Below are 15094 nucleotides of genomic sequence, written 5' to 3' on the forward strand. Positions count from 1 at the left end.
GGGGGATTCAATGGACTTTGGGTAAAATCCGCTCAACCCCCCATTTAAAGGCGGTATGAATGGGTACAAATGTAGAGCTTCGTTATTTGGCGTTTCCGCGGACCATTGCCGTAACACCAGTCCGGCTGAGTTCATGGATGCCGTAAGGCTGCATCAATTCGATCATGGCGTCGATTTTCTCGGTATCGCCTACGGCCTGTACCATCAGCGTTTCGGTGCCGATATCCACTACGGCGGCACGGAACGTGTCTACGATCCCCATAATTTCCGGACGCTTCGCCGGCAGAGCGCTTACCTTGATCAAAGCCAGCTCTCTTGCAACCATCGGGTTTGAGCTGATGTCGTTCACCTTGATGACGTCGATTAATTTGTATAATTGCTTAGTTACCTGTTCCAGCGTCGTGCCGTCCCCGGTGGTCACGATGACCATCCGGGAAAGGCCCGCCTCTTCCGACTGTCCTACGGTAATGCTTTCGATATTAAAACCTCTGCGGCCGAACAACCCCGAGACGCGCTGCAGCACGCCCGGCTGGTCGTTCACAATAACGGCGATCGTATGCTTTGTTGTAGTCATGTTACGCATCCCCCATGATCATATCGCTGATGGAATCTCCTGCTTTTACCATCGGGAACACGTTCTCCCCTCTACGGACAACGAATTCCACTACAGCCGGTCCCGGCGTGTTCAATGCTTCCTGCCATGCGCTCTCCGCTTCCTGCTTGTTGGTGGCACGGAATCCCTTAACTCCGTAGGCTTCCGCCAGTTTCACGAAATCGGGGCTGCCTGCCAGGTCAATATGGCTGAAACGGTTGTCGTAGATAATTTCCTGCCACTGCCGAACCATACCCAATACCTGGTTGTTGATGATAACCACCTTGACCGGAATGTTGTTGATTGCGCAGATCGCGAGCTCCTGGGCGCACATCTGCATGCCGCCGTCGCCGTTGATCGACACTACCAGCCGTTCCGGGTGAGCCATTTGAGCACCGATCGCGGACGGGAATCCGAAGCCCATCGTGCCTAATCCGCCGGACGTGATCCAGGATCTTGGCTGGTTGAACTTGTAATATTGAGCCGCCCACATCTGATGCTGCCCTACGTCTGTAGTTACGATTGCTTCACCGTTTGTTGTCTCGTGAATCATCTCGATAACCCACTGCGGTTTCAGCTCGGTTTCTGAATCCTGGTAACTCAGCGGGAAGTTCCGCTTGTTGGCCTGAACCTCGTTTCTCCAGTCATCCGCCTTGCCGGCAGGTTTCGCGTGCAGATTGGCCGCCGTAAGCACGGACTTGATATCGCCGATAATCGCAATATCCGTCTTCACGTTCTTGCCGATTTCTGCCGGATCGATATCGATATGAACGATCTTCTTCGCTTTAGGAGCGAACTTATCGAGCTTCATGGTCACCCTGTCGTCAAACCGTGCGCCGATGTTGATCAGCAGGTCCGCATTCTGGATCGCCGTGTTAGCCGTATACGTTCCGTGCATGCCCGGCATGCCTATCCACAACGCGTTACCGCTTGGGAACCCGCCTAATCCCAGCAGCGTCGTCGTTACCGGAATGTCCGTCTTCAACACGAATTCGAGAAGCTCCGTGTGCGCTCCGGAATACACCACGCCCCCGCCTGCCAGAATGACCGGACGCTCCGCTTGCTCAATCGCTTCGATCAACTCGCGGATCGGGTTCTCATCGATAGCTTTGTAAGGCTCATACCCACGGATCTGTACCGGGCCTAATGCCGGAACGAAGGTAGTCATCTGTGCGGACACATCTTTCGGAATATCGATGAGTACCGGTCCCTTACGTCCCGTGTTGGCGATATGGAACGCTTCGTGGATGATCCTCGGCAAGTCGGCTGCATCGCGTACCAGATAGCTGTGTTTGGTAATCGGCATCGTAATTCCGGTGATGTCCGCTTCCTGGAATGCATCCGTTCCGATAAAGTTTTGGGCCACGTTGCCGGTAATAACCACCAGCGGTACCGAGTCCATGAATGCAGTGGCGATGCCTGTCACGAGGTTCGTCGCTCCCGGACCGGAAGTGGCGATACATACGCCCGGCCTGCCCGTTGATCTTGCATAACCGTCGGCAGCATGGATGGCGCCTTGTTCGTGGCGTGTCAACAAGTGGTTGAAATCCGAGAAACCGTGCATCGCGTCATAAATATAAAGCACTGCACCGCCCGGATAGCCGAACACACAGTCCACACCTTCTAAAAGCAGGCTGCGCAGCAAAACTTCAGAGCCGGTAATCACATCCGGCTTCATCCACTTTTCACGCAGTTCTTCTTTGGATCGTATCTTCGCTTCTTGAGCACACATAGGTCATCCTCCTTAATAGTAATGTTCAGGCTGCAGTAACAACAAAAAAACCTCTCACATCCCAAACGCATAGCGTATGCGGGACGAAAGAGGTTATCGCTTCCGTGGTACCACCCAAATTTGCCGCTTATCTCGCGATAAGCAACCTTAGCAGGTTTGAGAATCCGTTACCGAAGTATCGGTTCAAACCGTAAGCATGTTAACGTATGCCAATCCGATTTCTCCTACTAGCCGTATCCGACGGACACGCTTTTCAGAGAAACAGCTCCGAGGTGAGCTCGTATATAAGGGATTAAGGTGTCGATTTCAGCTGTTCCGACACTCTCTGAGCTTAAGGGCCCTTAAAACTTCGTCCTCTTCATAGCCGATCAAGTATTGTAATTTAGAGTTAATTATATGCAGTCCCTTGTCTTTAGTCAATAGGATTTGCAATAAATAAATGTAATTGTCTTAATAATCTAAATATATTGGACATTTGTAACGCAGGCGGTTATAACTCTGCATTACTATGTATCATCTCCCCGGCCTGCCTATTTTTATACCATCCTATAAACATCTGTCTCCAAGGTACATATGCTGTCATATACATTTTTCCCAGAAGGGAGTCCGCCTCCATGATCCGATACCGGCAGCCTCTAAAGGATGATCGGGCCATATGCAATCTGGTTATCAAGGAACTCCTCCCCAGATCCTATAAAGTCCGCGAATTTCAGCACCTCGATTACCGGCTCATCCGTAAGGATGTCAAAGAGCGCCTTTATAAGGGAACCACGTTTGTGGCAGCCGGCCGCCATGAACCGCTTCACGCTTTCATCCACTTGATTCCCAGAAACGATACGCTTTATATCGATATGCTGGCAGTCAACAGCTCAAAGCAAAATAAAGGCTGGGGAGCCAGGCTCCTGCAGCTCGCCGAACGTCACGGCCGCAGCAAGGGATTGGCATCCGCCAGCCTATATGTGGATATGCTGAACGATAAAGCCCAGCGCTTCTATGCCCGGCACGGGTACCGGCTGCACAGCTTTCATCAGAATATCCAGTGCTACCTGTTAACGAAACCTCTTTAGAAGAAGAAGGATCCCGGACCGTAGCCCCCGTATGGATAGCCCCCATAGCCGTATGGATAGCCGCCAAAGCCGCCGTATCCATAAGGGCCTGTTCCGATCGCCAGCAAATCAAAGAGGACCAGAGGTATAATTGCGGAGGTCTTAACGTTCTTTTTCCCCTTTTTCTGAAGAATCAGTTCTACGCCCTTTATACGGACTAATTTCCCTGTTACTACAGTGCCGTCTTTTTTCACAGCATAGATTTCTTTACCGATCAGGCTTCTGGCCTGCTGTTTGGTAACTGCTTTTTGCATGCCTTTCCTCTCCTTTCGTAGTGACTATACAACTTATGCATAAGCACTTTTTGACGCTTGTACATTCGTCTATAACGAAAAAGATAGGTTACTAGGGACCTGCCTTGGAATGCAAAAAAATCCCCTTTAAGGTGAGAAAGCTCACCCTAAAGGGGATTTCAATAGGAAGCGTATATTACGCGTTCAGTTTCTGCTTAGCAACGCCTGCAAGATCGTTGAATGCTTTCAGGTCGTTTACAGCCAGATCAGCCAGCATTTTGCGGTTTACTTCCACGCCAGCAAGCTTCAAGCCGTGCATGAATTTGCTGTAAGACAAACCGTTCGTGCGTGCAGCCGCGTTGATACGAACGATCCACAATTTGCGGAAATCGCGTTTTTTCTGACGGCGGTCACGGTATGCGTAAAGCAGGGATTTCATAACCTGCTGGTTTGCTGTTCTGAAGATTCTATGTTTAGAGCCAAAGTAACCTTTAGCCAATTTCAAGATTTTCTTATGACGACGACGTGTAACGAACCCGCCTTTAACTCTTGCCATTGTTGTTCAACCTCCTGATTATATTAAGAAATTATAGTTGTGCCAGACCTTGCTTCAAGCGGCTAGCATCGCCTTTAGTCATGTTCGGGCTAGTGGAAAGTACGCGCTTAGCACGGTTGGACTTTCCGGAAAGAAGATGGTTCTTGTAAGCTTTGTGTCTCTTGATTTTACCTGTACCAGTAACTTTAAAGCGGTCTTTCAGACTGCTGTGTGTTTTCATCTTTGGCATCTCAAGGTTCCTCCTGGATTAAGATTTATTGTGGTTTCGGAGCAAGAATCATGATCATACTGCGGCCTTCCAGCTTAGGAGCGCGTTCAATGATGCACAGCTCTTCCACTTCTGTTTCTCTAGCCGCCTTCTCAAGAACTTTGCGTCCGATGTCCGAGTGCGTAATTTCGCGTCCGCGGAAACGAATCGTGCATTTTACCTTGTCGCCGTCTTTAAGGAATTTCACCACGTTACGCAGCTTCGTCTGGTAGTCATGCTCCTCGATCGTTGCGCTGAAACGAACTTCTTTAAGGTCGACGATTTTTTGGTTCTTGCGCGCTTCTTTCTCTTTCTTCTGCATTTCGTAACGGTACTTACCGTAGTCCATAATGCGGCATACCGGCGGTTTGGCCGTAGGAGCCACGTTGACGAGATCCAAATTCAGATCAATTGCTAGTTGCAGTGCTTCGCGAAACGGCTTAATGCCGAGCTGCTCTCCATCTGCACCGACAAGACGAACTTCTTTGGCACGAATTTCTTCGTTGACTACATGATCTTTACTAATAACCTGCCACCTCCATGTGTGAATGCCTGGTACCTACAACCTTTACGATGGTGCCAACAAAAAAAAGATGCGGGCCTAAGGCCCACATCTTCATGATCAAAGTCAAGTACAACACTTCGTTCATCGTTAACCAGCCAACGAAAGTCGGTCAGGTGAGAAGCGGGCGCTTCTGCTTTAACAAGAATTCACTTAAAATAATATATCACTCCGGATTCCAAGTGTCAAGCAAGAGAATACTGCCTAAATTTGCTTGCTCTGCATGTCTTCCAGGCGGATTACTCTTGTATGTTTCGTATGGCTCCATTGCTTATTGTTCTGCGTGAAGAAAGCATAGAACGTGATCGGCCACCAGGATAAGAAGAAGATCGGGAACGTAATCAGGCGCAGATACAGCTTCCAGTGCACTTTCTCCATCATCATGGCCAGCGGAGTCTGTCCGTATACGTAGATCATCATCGGAATCGTAAACCAGATCGGCAATTCATTATACAGCGATGTAAAGTAATTCTCTCCCGGAATCATGGAGTCAGTCCATAAAATAATGGTCACCAGGAAGCCAGCAAGGTAGTTGTATGCGTTCAAAATATACAGGGACGCGTCCAGCTTCACCCAGCTGCGTTCCTTAAGCCCTTGCCAAAGCAGCGGCAGGAAGTAACGGCGCACAACGTCGAAGTGTCCCTGCATCCAGCGAAGGCGCTGGCGGGAAGAAGCACGGAATGTCAACGGCTTCTCATCATAAACTTTTGCGTCGTAGTTGAAGTGCGGATAAACGTTACGCTGAATGCAGCGGATCGTGAACTCCAGGTCTTCAACCAGGCTTGTAGCGCCCCAGCCCATCTCCTTAAGCAGCTTGGTTTCAAAACACATCCCTGTGCCGCCAAGAAAGTTGGAGAGCTTCAGGTTCGTTCTTGGCAGCTGCCATAGGCGGTTACAGAACCAGTAAGTAATCCCGTTAGCTGCGGAAATCCACGAATCGTATGGGTTCTTGGTGTCAAGATAACCCTGGATTACACGCTTGCCTTCGATCAGATCGTTGTTCATCTCGCGAAGAAAGTCCTTGCTGACCAGGTTATCGGCATCGAACATCACCACGGCGTCATAGGAACGCTTCATGCCCCACAGCTTCTTCAGCATCCATTCAATCGCATAACCTTTCCCCCGGAGGTTCAGATTGTGGCGTTCCATAGCGCGGACGCCCATGCTTTTGGAAATTTCCGCTGTACGGTCTGTACAGTTGTCGGCAATGACGAAGATATCGTATAGTTCCTTCGGATAATTCAAGTTCTGCAAGTTCTCAATCAGAGCCCCGACGACCTCTTCCTCATTGTGAGCCGCTACCAGAACGGCAAAGGTCTTCTCAGGTTCGTGCGAAGCCTTCTTCTTCTCTCTGAACCAGCCATAGAACGATAAGAACAGCTGATAGCCGCCTATGACGAAGAACAGAATCTGCACACTTAATAAGAGTGCATTCAGCATGGTTTGACCCCCTTAGTTTACATATCCCTTTTTTAAAAAATTTCTCTCTCTGTAATGGTTCGTATATGGCTTGTATTATGAATCCTAATTATTATACGCAACTTCTTCCAAGCTTACAACTTCACCCAAAGGAACGCTTTTCTGGCAAAAAGTGCCTACCGGATCCGCAGCCGCCTCCCCTGTATCGCATACGGTTCCTCCGTTCCAGAGACTTCTTGAAAACTCGTCAGCAGGTTCCCGAAAATCCGGTCCCATGACTGCGAAGCGCTGTACTGTTTGCCGCGCTCAGCCAAACTTTCCCGCAGCAGTGTATTATCATACAACAGGGTTACCGCTTCTGTAAATGCGTCTACGTTCCCGGGAGGGCACAGCAAGCCTGTCGACCCGTGGGAGATATTGTCGCGCACTCCCCCGCTGTTTGCGCCGATGACAGGGGTACCGCAGCCCATAGACTCGAGAACTACATTCCCGAATGTTTCCGTTGCCGATGGAAACAGAAACACGTCTGCAGCCGAGTACAATTCAGCCAGCAGATCCCCTTGGACAAAGCCTGTAAAACGTATGTCCGGACTGCTTTCATAGCGGGCTGTAAGCTCTTTGTAAAGAGGGCCGTCTCCGGCAATACACAGACAGCTATTGCTCTTTACCCTTTCGGGAAGATTTTGAAACACCTTGATTGCAATCTCTACATTTTTCTCAGGAGCTAGCCTGCCTACATATAAAATCATATGTTTGTCCGGATCAAGGCCGAACGTCCTGCATGTGTCTATTCTGTGGTTTCTTGGGTAAAATTTGGTGAGATCCAGGCCTCGGCCCCAAACCTCCAGGCGCTTCATTCCTTTGCTTTGCAGATGTGTCAGCGCAGTTTGGGACGGGACGTAAATTTTGCGGCATTCCTGATGGAACCAGAGCATGTATTTCCAAAGGACGGTTTCCATCCATTGCAATTTATAGTAAGCGAGGTACTGGTCAAAATGTGTGTGATAAGAGGCTGCGAGGGGGATCCGGTGTTTTTTGGCGTAATGAAGGCCGTGCAGTCCAAGATTAAAAGGCGTAGCAACATGAATGAAGGTAGGATTGAATTGTTTCAGTGCGTGCTTCAAGGAGATGGGGTTAGGAATCGCCATCCGGCATTCCGGATATAGAAGAAACGGGATGCTGTAAAACCGCTCGACCATCGCGACATCTGCGGTGCGGGCGTTCTGCGGGCTTTCGGGTGCAAACACCTTGCAGGCAATACCGCGCGATTCCAAATACTTCACCCAACGGCCAAGCGTCTTGGCAACCCCGTTGACGTCGGGCAGAAACGTATCCGTAAACAACGCTATTCTCATAAGCCGGCCTCCTTCTAGCTTGCATGAAACCTAATCATAAGTTTACGCGTTGTATGTTAATGGAACGTCATCTGAATATTAATTTCATGTGCAGTTTCTTTTTAATCCCCCATTAACATTAGCAAGGTATACTAACGACAACATGTACGGAGGGGGTTCTACAATGAGCCGTGTAGTGTCCTGGTTGCAGCGTCATGAAAATAGAATGTTTTTCTGGGCTAATCATAGACTGAACCATACGGTACTGGACTACCTCTTCGCTGTAGTTACACATCTTGGGGGAGCCACCTTCACCATCGCGGCCTCTCTGCTGATCGCTGTATTCGCTCCTGCCCCATGGAACGTAACGGGTGCTGAAAGCTTGACAGCCTTGGCCGTGAGCCACATACCCGTAGCAATTATCAAGAAGAAGTACCCGCGTCTTCGCCCTTACCTCGTGCTGCCCCAGACAAGAACAGGCGCGAACCGGCTGACGGACCACTCGTTTCCTTCAGGCCACACGACGGCAATCTTTTCGGTCATCATCCCTTTTGTAATTGCACTGCCTGTTCTTGGTTTTATCCTGGTCCCACTTGGAGTAGTAGTAGGATTGTCACGGATGGTCCTGGGCCTTCACTACCCTTCCGATGTCCTTGCCGGCTGTGCCTTAGGTACGTTGACTGCCTTCCTGACAGTTGCATTCTTTCATTAAAATGGATATTGTTAAGAGTACAGGCCAAATTAATAATACAAGATTAAGACAGGTGAGCTGTGTGAGAAAAAAAAGAGTTCTGTTGCTCTCTGAAGGTTTCGGTGCCGGACACACGCAGGCCGCCCATGCCCTATCCGTCAATCTACGCAAACTGTCGCCGGGCATACAAACCCGTGTTTTCGAATTAGGCAGTTTCCTTCATCCTACGATCGGCCCTTGGATCCTTTCCGCTTACCGGAAAACCGTAACATCACAGCCCCGTCTTGTCGGGATGATGTACAGGTCCAATTATAAGAAGTCTTTGAACCGTTTTACGCAGCTGGCTCTTCATCGTATTTTCTATACCCAGGCTACGACGATCATCCGGCAGCTCCGTCCCGACGCGATCGTATGTACTCATCCGATTCCGAACGCCGTGATTTCCAGACTGAAGCGTCTTGGGCTGAACGTTCCTTTGGTGACGGTGATTACCGATTACGACGCCCACGGTACTTGGATGTATCCGGAAGTAAATAAATATCTTGTTTCTACCGCCGAGGTGAAACAGAAGCTGCTGCAACGCGGCGTCCCTTCCGGCAAAATTCAGATAACCGGCATTCCGGTGCATCCGAATTTTTGGGAGCAGCATAACAAAGAAGAAATCCGGCAGCGCTTCGGGTTAAAGAATATGCCCACAGTTCTGGTAATGGGCGGAGGCTGGGGCCTCGTCAGCAACCAGGAACTGCTCGAGTATATGGCGAACTGGAATCAAGACGTGCAGATGATTATTTGTCTGGGCAGCAATGAGAAAGCCCGGGCGGAGCTGGAACAGAATCCGGTGTTCCGCAAAGAGAACATTCATCTGCTCGGTTTTACCAAGGAAGTCGACAAACTTATGGAAGTATCGGATCTCCTGGTGACGAAGCCGGGTGGCATGACCTGTACGGAAGGCATGGCCAAAGGCATCCCGATGCTGTTCTATAAACCGCTTCCCGGGCAGGAAGAAGAGAACGCCCAGTATTTCACCCAGCTCGGTTATGGAGAGCAGATTTCTTCCTTCGTGACCGTTGACCGTTGGTTGAACACATTGCGTGACGATTATGCCACCGTCGCCGCCCGCCGCAGCGAGATGATCCGCACGATCAACCGCTACAACCCGAGCGACTCCGCCCTGGCGATTATGCAGTTGCTGGAACGCGGCAGCACCGTGATGAACCTGGCGCCATAGAAAATAAATGAACCGGATCGATTCGATACCGGGATTAATAAAGCCGACCCTCTTGGGCCGGTTTTTTTGTTGTTTGGTTGGTTAGTCCACTCTGCTTAGTACCTGTCGCCGCTGGTGCTTTCATTGCTAACGAACCGGAGTAACTAGTAAGGGGCGTGGCTGGGATTTCCAGCAGCGTTCGGGGTTAGTTGGATGCCGCTGCAGGCGTTGCTCTGAGCTTAACGGCCTAAGTGGCTGCTCCAAGCTGTAACGAACTGGAGGAGCCTTATTTCGGGGGAAATCGGCTGATTTTCGCACTAACGAATCGTGATATCGTTATTTGCTATGAAAATCGTAAAATTCAGAGTATTTCAGTCAAATAGCGTGTCCTCGATTCGTTAGAATGGTAAACTGCCGTTTTCGGGCCAAATAGCGTGTCCTGAGTTCGTTAGCCGGGGGTGCGGTGCCATAAGAGCATGGAGTTACTTTAAACTAATCAATATACTGGGGACGTACGTTACAGAAGAACTTGGAGGTTACTGAGAAACGTGGAGTTACTGAGGAACGTGGAGTTACTGAGAAACGTGGAGGTAGTTATTAAGGTACTTGAGCTATTGGAGTTACCATAGGGTATTACTGAGTAGTTTTTAAAGGATACCAGGGTGCTGAAAAATGAAAAGAACGCCGAAATCGGCGTTCTGAGTGCATATCTATTCGCTCAAAGAGCGGTTGTACTTCTCGGAGGCAGCTTGTCCAATCAGCACTTCGCAGCGGAAGATCGGCATGCCCTGTTTGGTAAACTTCGTTTCGTATTCCGTCATGACGTGCATATCCTCGGTTACGCCTTCACGATGCAGATTCAGGCTGATGTTCTTCATCTGCAAGCGCATCTCGGAGAACGAGTTCAGGGAAAATTCAAACAGCGTCTCAGAGTCCGTTTTGAAGTGAATCTCTCCGTTCTCGTTCAGTACTTTCTTATACTTGTTCACGAAGTTGGCATGCGTCAGCCTGCGGCGGGCATGCTTGGCTTTCGGCCAAGGATCGCTGAAGTTCAGATAAATGCGCTCCAGTTCCCCTTCTGCAAAAATGTCTTCGATCGTCTCAATATTAAATCGGGCCAGAGCCAAATTCGGCGGCGTCATATCCTCTTCTTCGCTCCAAAGCGCCCGGGCTTTTACACTAGCTCTGCGAACCAATTCATCGTACATATCTACGCCAATGTAATTTACATCGGGATTGCGTTTGCTCATATGGCTGATAAAGCGGCCTTTTCCCATACCCAACTCAGCATGAATCGGCTTATCGTTACCGAAAAATTCTCTCCAGCCACCTTTATACTCTTGGGGCTCCAGCAGACAAAGATCTTTTTGAGCCTCTAATTCTTCCTTAATGCCTTTTCGGCCTCTTAATCGCATGCTTCTCAATTCCTCCATCATGTGCTTGCGGCCAACGAAATTTCCGTCCCACGCAAAATATCTTTCATTGTGCCAACAATTCGCGGAAAAGTAAAGCATTTGATGAACGCCTGTTGTACATTCAGATATTTTGAAAAAAGGAGTGGTCCGCCATGTTACGGCTTCACACCCCTCAAGCTTTATATATTGAAATTAGTTGGAAATTAACTTCTTCTCTAAACTCTTCATCAGCTTCTTCTTAGCATCCACCGCGATCTCGTGGTTATGGTTGAACCTCGTGCCGGTCAGCGCCAGCGCTTCTTTCACGGTTAACTGCACGTTAATTGTTTCGTTGCCTTGTGTATTGTTGTCGTGCATTGCCATTGGGTATCACCTCACCGTAGTTTTACCTTCAGTGTGCCCCGCATTTCCTTATTTTATAAGGCAGGGACGAAGGCGGAAAGCGTTATCATTCCTCGTTTTTAATATAACACATCATGTAAGGTATAGCAATATCCTTTCAGCCTAATTTTATTTCTTTTTCAGCTTCGCAAAACGGTTCGCAATCCCCGGCATATTTGGATACAATAGAGACAGCGTGCCTTTTTCCGGGTAAAAAGACATGCAACGAAGGGAGATTGTCAATCATGTCTACAGCAGTAAACAACGGTACTCCTCTCCTTTGGGGGGATAAACGTTTCCATACATGGAATTATGAAATGCGCGACCAGTTCAATGAAAAAGTATTCAAGGTCATGCTGGACGCAGGGTTCACCTGCCCCAACCGGGACGGCAGCATTGCCAAAGGCGGCTGTACGTTTTGCAGTGCGAGGGGGTCTGGGGACTTTGCCGGCAGCCGCCGCGACGATCTGGTTACTCAATTCAACACGATCCGGGACCTGCAGCATCTGAAATGGCCGAACGCCAAATACATCGGCTACTTCCAGGCTTACACCAACACGTACGCGCCTGTTGAGGAGTTAAGAGAGTATTTTGAGGCGATTCTGCAGCAGCCTGGTGTTGTCGGTTTATCTATCGCCACGCGGCCGGACTGCCTTCCTGATGATGTTGTGGAGTATCTTGCCGAGCTCAACCAGCGCACCTATCTTTGGATCGAGATGGGCTTGCAGACCGTTCACGAGAGCACGTCCACTCTGATCAACCGCGCCCATGATACGCAGTGTTACCTGGAGGCGGTTGAAAAGCTGCGCAAGCACAACATTCGCGTCTGCGCGCACATCATTTACGGGCTGCCGCAGGAGTCGCATGAAATGATGCTGGATACCGGCCGCGCTGTTGCTCAAATGGATGTGCAGGGCATCAAAATCCACCTGCTTCATTTGATGCGCAAAACGCCGATGGTGAAACAGTATGAGGCCGGCTTGCTCCGCTTCCTCGAAATGGACGAGTACATCAAGCTGGTCGTCGATACGCTGGAGTTTCTGCCGCCGGAGATGATCGTTCACCGGCTGACGGGCGACGCCCCGCGCGATCTGCTGATCGGGCCCATGTGGAGCCTCAAGAAATGGGAAGTGCTCAACGCCATCGATGCGGAGCTGAAGAACCGCGATACCTGGCAGGGCAAATACTGGAGGGGGAAGTAACCATGGGCTTCCTCTCCATCCTGTCGTTTGCCCACAGGCTTGTGAAAGAGCGGGTTCAGCCAGGGGAGATGGCGGTCGACGCCACCGTAGGCAACGGCGTCGATACGCTGTTTCTCGCCGAAACGGTCGGCCACCGCGGGACCGTCTACGGCTTCGATATTCAGCCGCAAGCGCTCGAGAACGCGCAGCGGCGGCTCGCCGGCCCGCCGGGCGCGGCCGGCGCCAAACCAAGCAGGTGCACCAATGTGCACCTGCTTTTGCGCAGCCACGCGGAGCTGCTGCGGGCAATACCCGAGGAGGAACATGGCACGGCGGGAGCCGTCATGTTCAATCTCGGGTATTTGCCCGGCGCCGATGAAGGCGTGGTGACCACGCCTTCATCGACGCTGCCCGCGCTCGAGGCTGCGCTGGCGCTGCTTCGGCCTGGCGGCGTGCTGACCGTGGCGGTGTACACGGGGCATGCGGGCGGTGCGGCCGAAGGCGATGCGGTGGCCGCCTGGGCCGCGGCGGTACCCCAAACTCGGGGACGGGTACTAAAGTACCAATTTATGAACCAAACCGCATCCGCCCCCTACCTTATCGCCGTCGAAAAGGTATAATAGAGCTGATAGATTTTATACATAACTCTTTTGGTGGAAGTGGAGGAGAAATTCATGGCTGTAAGAAAAATGGAGCATGTCGGCATTATGGTCAAGGATATCGAGGCTTCGACGGCTTTTTACAAGGAAGTGATCGGTCTCGAGCAGGCAGGTTTTCTGGTACATAACAATGAGAAGATCAAGCTGGCGTTTCTCTCGTTTCCGGGCTATCCGGAGACACAGGTCGAGCTGATCGAAGGGTACAACGCCGGCCTTCCGGAAGAGGGCAAAGTGCATCATCTGGCTTTTACGGTGGATGACATTCAGGAAGAATGGGATCGGCTGAAAGGCTTGGACGTCCGTTTCCTAGATACGGAGATTACGACGCTGTCCAACGGCGCGCGTTATTTCTTCTTTTACGGCCCGGACGGCGAGCGGATCGAAATGTTCCAGCCCGGCACTCTTTAAATCCTATTCGGAAATGAAAGAAGGTACCTATAACAAATGAAACCTTATCCGCTGCAGTTTAAACCGGAGATGAAAGAACGTGTATGGGGCGGCAGAGCCTTGGAGCAATTCGGTCTGGAGCTGCCTGACGGCTCGATCGGCGAAGGCTGGATGATCGGAGACCACCCGAACGGAACGACAAAAGTAATGAACGGGGAGCTTGCCGGGCTGGGCCTGGATGAAGTCCGGGAACGATTTGGTGCGGAGCTTTTCGGAAGCAAGGGATTTTCGGAAAAATCCGGACGTTTCCCGCTCCTGATCAAACTGCTAGACTGTAATGATGATTTGTCCGTTCAGGTTCATCCGAGCGATGATTATGCCGGACTGCCTGCAGGCGAACTGGGCAAAACCGAGATGTGGTACATCCTGGACGCCAAACCGGGCGCAAAAATCGTGTACGGCCTGAAGCCGGGCACGGACGAAGCAGCTTTTCAAGCTTCCATCGAGGAAGACCGCATTATGGACACGCTTCAGGAAGTGACTGTCGAAGCTGGAGACTCTTTTTACATTCCTGCCGGAACCGTTCATGCCCTTGGCGCAGGCGTGCTCGTAGCGGAAATTCAGCAAAACTCAGATACTACCTACCGTTTATATGATTACAAAAGACCCGGCCTGGACGGAAAACTTCGTGAACTCCATGTAGAGGATTCTCTCAACGTGACAGATTACGAAGGCAAATCCGCGACCCGGATGAAAACCGATTTGCAAGCGCACAACGAATGGCTGCGCCTCGCCTCTTCCCCGTACTTCATTACGGACAAAGGGCGCGTGGAGGGCCGCTGGAGTCTGCAGACGTCGGCGGACAGCTTTGTGATCCTGATCGCTTGCGAGGGAACCGGAGCGTTGACGTGGGACGAAGGAAGCCTTGAGGTGAAACCGGGAGACTGCTTCCTGCTGCCTGCCAGCCTGGGCGGTTATGCCCTGGAAGGCAGCTTTACCGTGCTTCGCAGCATGGTACCCTAAATCAGCACAAAAAGCTAAGGCCGTCGTCTCCACGAGGTCTTAGCTTTACTTATTCCGTAACTGTGGTTACAAGCGGAATCTCTCAATTTGTTCCCGTTGGCCTTCGTTGAGAAGAATCTCTTTTTGCTTGTCGCCTAGCAGATCAAAATGCGGGTAAGGCGGCCGATGATGAATATACCGGGACGGAAGCCCATGTCGCTCACACCATTGCCGGAGCAGAGTGAGATTGGAACAGCCCACCTTGGTGACCGTTTTGATATGAGGCATCCGCGGATCATGCCAATAGTGCGTCAAATACGCAAGTTCTCCTCTGCTGACGGCCTGTTTCCATCGTGCCAATTCCTCCCGGTCGATACCGAATGCCATGTC

The 15094-nt window shown here is 50.7% G+C and carries 18 protein-coding genes and 1 other annotated feature; of the genes, 7 read left to right on the forward strand and 11 right to left on the reverse strand.

Annotation, left to right across the window (positions count from 1 at the left end; all coding sequences use genetic code 11):
- Nucleotides 1–82: 82 nt before the first annotated feature.
- Together ilvN and ilvB are read right to left on the reverse strand one after the other, a co-directional pair.
- A complete protein-coding gene (gene ilvN / locus ACFSUF_RS00880; RefSeq protein ID WP_377599187.1) occupies nucleotides 83–574 on the reverse strand; it encodes an acetolactate synthase small subunit in 492 nt (163 codons plus the stop codon).
- Nucleotide 575: 1 nt separating this feature from the next.
- Nucleotides 576–2324: a biosynthetic-type acetolactate synthase large subunit gene (ilvB, locus tag ACFSUF_RS00885; RefSeq protein ID WP_377599188.1), complete on the reverse strand. Its 1749-nt coding sequence runs from the start codon at nucleotides 2322–2324 to the stop codon at nucleotides 576–578.
- A 614-nt stretch (nucleotides 2325–2938) separates the two neighbouring features.
- Here ilvB and ACFSUF_RS00890 point away from each other — a divergent pair.
- The gene (locus tag ACFSUF_RS00890) at nucleotides 2939–3391 is read left to right on the forward strand and encodes a GNAT family N-acetyltransferase (protein WP_377599190.1); all 453 of its coding nucleotides are present in this window, start codon (nucleotides 2939–2941) and stop codon (nucleotides 3389–3391) included.
- Here ACFSUF_RS00890 and ACFSUF_RS00895 read toward each other — a convergent pair.
- The 6 genes from ACFSUF_RS00895 to ACFSUF_RS00920 all read right to left on the reverse strand — a co-directional run bounded on the left by ACFSUF_RS00895 (nucleotide 3388) and on the right by ACFSUF_RS00920 (nucleotide 7802).
- Nucleotides 3388–3684: a hypothetical protein gene (locus ACFSUF_RS00895; protein ID WP_377599193.1), complete on the reverse strand. Its 297-nt coding sequence runs from the start codon at nucleotides 3682–3684 to the stop codon at nucleotides 3388–3390. The two genes, ACFSUF_RS00890 and ACFSUF_RS00895, sit on opposite strands and share 4 nt — an antisense overlap.
- A gap of 175 nt (nucleotides 3685–3859) precedes the next feature.
- A complete protein-coding gene (gene rplT, locus ACFSUF_RS00900) occupies nucleotides 3860–4219 on the reverse strand; it encodes a 50S ribosomal protein L20 (protein WP_377599196.1) in 360 nt (119 codons plus the stop codon).
- Between the two features lie 31 nt (nucleotides 4220–4250).
- Nucleotides 4251–4448: a 50S ribosomal protein L35 gene (gene rpmI / locus ACFSUF_RS00905; RefSeq protein ID WP_377599199.1), complete on the reverse strand. Its 198-nt coding sequence runs from the start codon at nucleotides 4446–4448 to the stop codon at nucleotides 4251–4253.
- Between the two features lie 25 nt (nucleotides 4449–4473).
- Nucleotides 4474–4992, reverse strand: coding sequence for a translation initiation factor IF-3 (infC, locus tag ACFSUF_RS00910; protein ID WP_377600194.1), 519 nt, complete (start codon nucleotides 4990–4992; stop codon nucleotides 4474–4476).
- Nucleotides 4993–5047: 55 nt separating this feature from the next.
- Nucleotides 5048–5173, reverse strand: a sequence feature (ribosomal protein L20 leader region).
- A gap of 59 nt (nucleotides 5174–5232) precedes the next feature.
- On the reverse strand, nucleotides 5233–6468 hold the full coding sequence (locus ACFSUF_RS00915; protein WP_377599201.1) for a glycosyltransferase family 2 protein: 1236 nt from the start codon (nucleotides 6466–6468) through the stop codon (nucleotides 5233–5235).
- Between the two features lie 155 nt (nucleotides 6469–6623).
- Entirely contained in the window at nucleotides 6624–7802 is a 1179-nt protein-coding gene (locus tag ACFSUF_RS00920) for a glycosyltransferase family 4 protein (RefSeq protein ID WP_377599202.1), read from the reverse strand.
- Between the two features lie 163 nt (nucleotides 7803–7965).
- On the opposite strand from ACFSUF_RS00920, the gene ACFSUF_RS00925 reads away from it, so the two are divergent.
- Complete coding sequence (locus ACFSUF_RS00925; RefSeq protein ID WP_377599204.1) at nucleotides 7966–8493, forward strand: phosphatase PAP2 family protein; 528 nt, start codon at nucleotides 7966–7968, stop codon at nucleotides 8491–8493.
- 61 nt (nucleotides 8494–8554) lie between these two features.
- Nucleotides 8555–9700 (forward strand): MGDG synthase family glycosyltransferase, encoded by a 1146-nt coding sequence (locus ACFSUF_RS00930; protein WP_377599206.1) that lies wholly within the window; start codon nucleotides 8555–8557, stop codon nucleotides 9698–9700.
- A gap of 689 nt (nucleotides 9701–10389) precedes the next feature.
- Here ACFSUF_RS00930 and trmB read toward each other — a convergent pair.
- On the reverse strand, nucleotides 10390–11094 hold the full coding sequence (gene trmB, locus ACFSUF_RS00935) for a tRNA (guanosine(46)-N7)-methyltransferase TrmB (protein ID WP_377599208.1): 705 nt from the start codon (nucleotides 11092–11094) through the stop codon (nucleotides 10390–10392).
- Nucleotides 11095–11286: 192 nt separating this feature from the next.
- On the reverse strand, nucleotides 11287–11457 hold the full coding sequence (locus ACFSUF_RS00940; protein ID WP_377599209.1) for a hypothetical protein: 171 nt from the start codon (nucleotides 11455–11457) through the stop codon (nucleotides 11287–11289).
- 263 nt (nucleotides 11458–11720) lie between these two features.
- Between ACFSUF_RS00940 and ACFSUF_RS00945 the strand changes: the two genes are divergently transcribed.
- From ACFSUF_RS00945 to ACFSUF_RS00960, 4 genes are read left to right on the forward strand one after another with little or no spacing between them, the layout of a single operon-like run.
- On the forward strand, nucleotides 11721–12677 hold the full coding sequence (locus ACFSUF_RS00945; RefSeq protein ID WP_377599211.1) for a TIGR01212 family radical SAM protein: 957 nt from the start codon (nucleotides 11721–11723) through the stop codon (nucleotides 12675–12677).
- A 2-nt stretch (nucleotides 12678–12679) separates the two neighbouring features.
- Nucleotides 12680–13276, forward strand: coding sequence for a tRNA (mnm(5)s(2)U34)-methyltransferase (locus tag ACFSUF_RS00950; protein ID WP_377599213.1), 597 nt, complete (start codon nucleotides 12680–12682; stop codon nucleotides 13274–13276).
- 54 nt (nucleotides 13277–13330) lie between these two features.
- Nucleotides 13331–13723 carry a VOC family protein gene (locus ACFSUF_RS00955; RefSeq protein WP_377599216.1) on the forward strand — a complete coding sequence of 131 codons (393 nt, stop codon included), beginning with the start codon at nucleotides 13331–13333 and terminating at the stop codon, nucleotides 13721–13723.
- Nucleotides 13724–13759: 36 nt separating this feature from the next.
- On the forward strand, nucleotides 13760–14725 hold the full coding sequence (locus ACFSUF_RS00960) for a type I phosphomannose isomerase catalytic subunit (RefSeq protein ID WP_377599218.1): 966 nt from the start codon (nucleotides 13760–13762) through the stop codon (nucleotides 14723–14725).
- Nucleotides 14726–14791: 66 nt separating this feature from the next.
- Here ACFSUF_RS00960 and ACFSUF_RS00965 read toward each other — a convergent pair whose 3' ends face one another.
- Entirely contained in the window at nucleotides 14792–15091 is a 300-nt protein-coding gene (locus ACFSUF_RS00965; RefSeq protein WP_377599220.1) for a hypothetical protein, read from the reverse strand.
- Between the last annotated feature and the right edge of the window lie 3 nt (nucleotides 15092–15094).

The sequence above is a fragment of the Paenibacillus gansuensis genome, from assembly GCF_042684925.1.
Classification (GTDB): Bacteria; Bacillota; Bacilli; order Paenibacillales; family DY6; genus Paenibacillus_N; species Paenibacillus_N gansuensis.

Coding starts and splice junctions, on each gene's coding strand:
- ACFSUF_RS00965 (WP_377599220.1), bottom strand. CDS start 15,091: ATGGCATTCGGTATCGACCGGGAGGAATTGGCACGATGGAAACAGGCC.
- ACFSUF_RS00920 (WP_377599202.1), bottom strand. CDS start 7,802: ATGAGAATAGCGTTGTTTACGGATACGTTTCTGCCCGACGTCAACGGG.
- ilvN (WP_377599187.1), bottom strand. CDS start 574: ATGACTACAACAAAGCATACGATCGCCGTTATTGTGAACGACCAGCCG.
- ACFSUF_RS00960 (WP_377599218.1), top strand. CDS start 13,760: ATGAAACCTTATCCGCTGCAGTTTAAACCGGAGATGAAAGAACGTGTA.
- ACFSUF_RS00915 (WP_377599201.1), bottom strand. CDS start 6,468: ATGCTGAATGCACTCTTATTAAGTGTGCAGATTCTGTTCTTCGTCATA.
- trmB (WP_377599208.1), bottom strand. CDS start 11,094: ATGCGATTAAGAGGCCGAAAAGGCATTAAGGAAGAATTAGAGGCTCAA.
- ilvB (WP_377599188.1), bottom strand. CDS start 2,324: ATGTGTGCTCAAGAAGCGAAGATACGATCCAAAGAAGAACTGCGTGAA.
- rplT (WP_377599196.1), bottom strand. CDS start 4,219: ATGGCAAGAGTTAAAGGCGGGTTCGTTACACGTCGTCGTCATAAGAAA.
- ACFSUF_RS00940 (WP_377599209.1), bottom strand. CDS start 11,457: ATGGCAATGCACGACAACAATACACAAGGCAACGAAACAATTAACGTG.
- ACFSUF_RS00955 (WP_377599216.1), top strand. CDS start 13,331: ATGGCTGTAAGAAAAATGGAGCATGTCGGCATTATGGTCAAGGATATC.
- ACFSUF_RS00945 (WP_377599211.1), top strand. CDS start 11,721: ATGTCTACAGCAGTAAACAACGGTACTCCTCTCCTTTGGGGGGATAAA.
- ACFSUF_RS00890 (WP_377599190.1), top strand. CDS start 2,939: ATGATCCGATACCGGCAGCCTCTAAAGGATGATCGGGCCATATGCAAT.
- ACFSUF_RS00950 (WP_377599213.1), top strand. CDS start 12,680: ATGGGCTTCCTCTCCATCCTGTCGTTTGCCCACAGGCTTGTGAAAGAG.
- ACFSUF_RS00925 (WP_377599204.1), top strand. CDS start 7,966: ATGAGCCGTGTAGTGTCCTGGTTGCAGCGTCATGAAAATAGAATGTTT.
- ACFSUF_RS00895 (WP_377599193.1), bottom strand. CDS start 3,684: ATGCAAAAAGCAGTTACCAAACAGCAGGCCAGAAGCCTGATCGGTAAA.
- rpmI (WP_377599199.1), bottom strand. CDS start 4,448: ATGCCAAAGATGAAAACACACAGCAGTCTGAAAGACCGCTTTAAAGTT.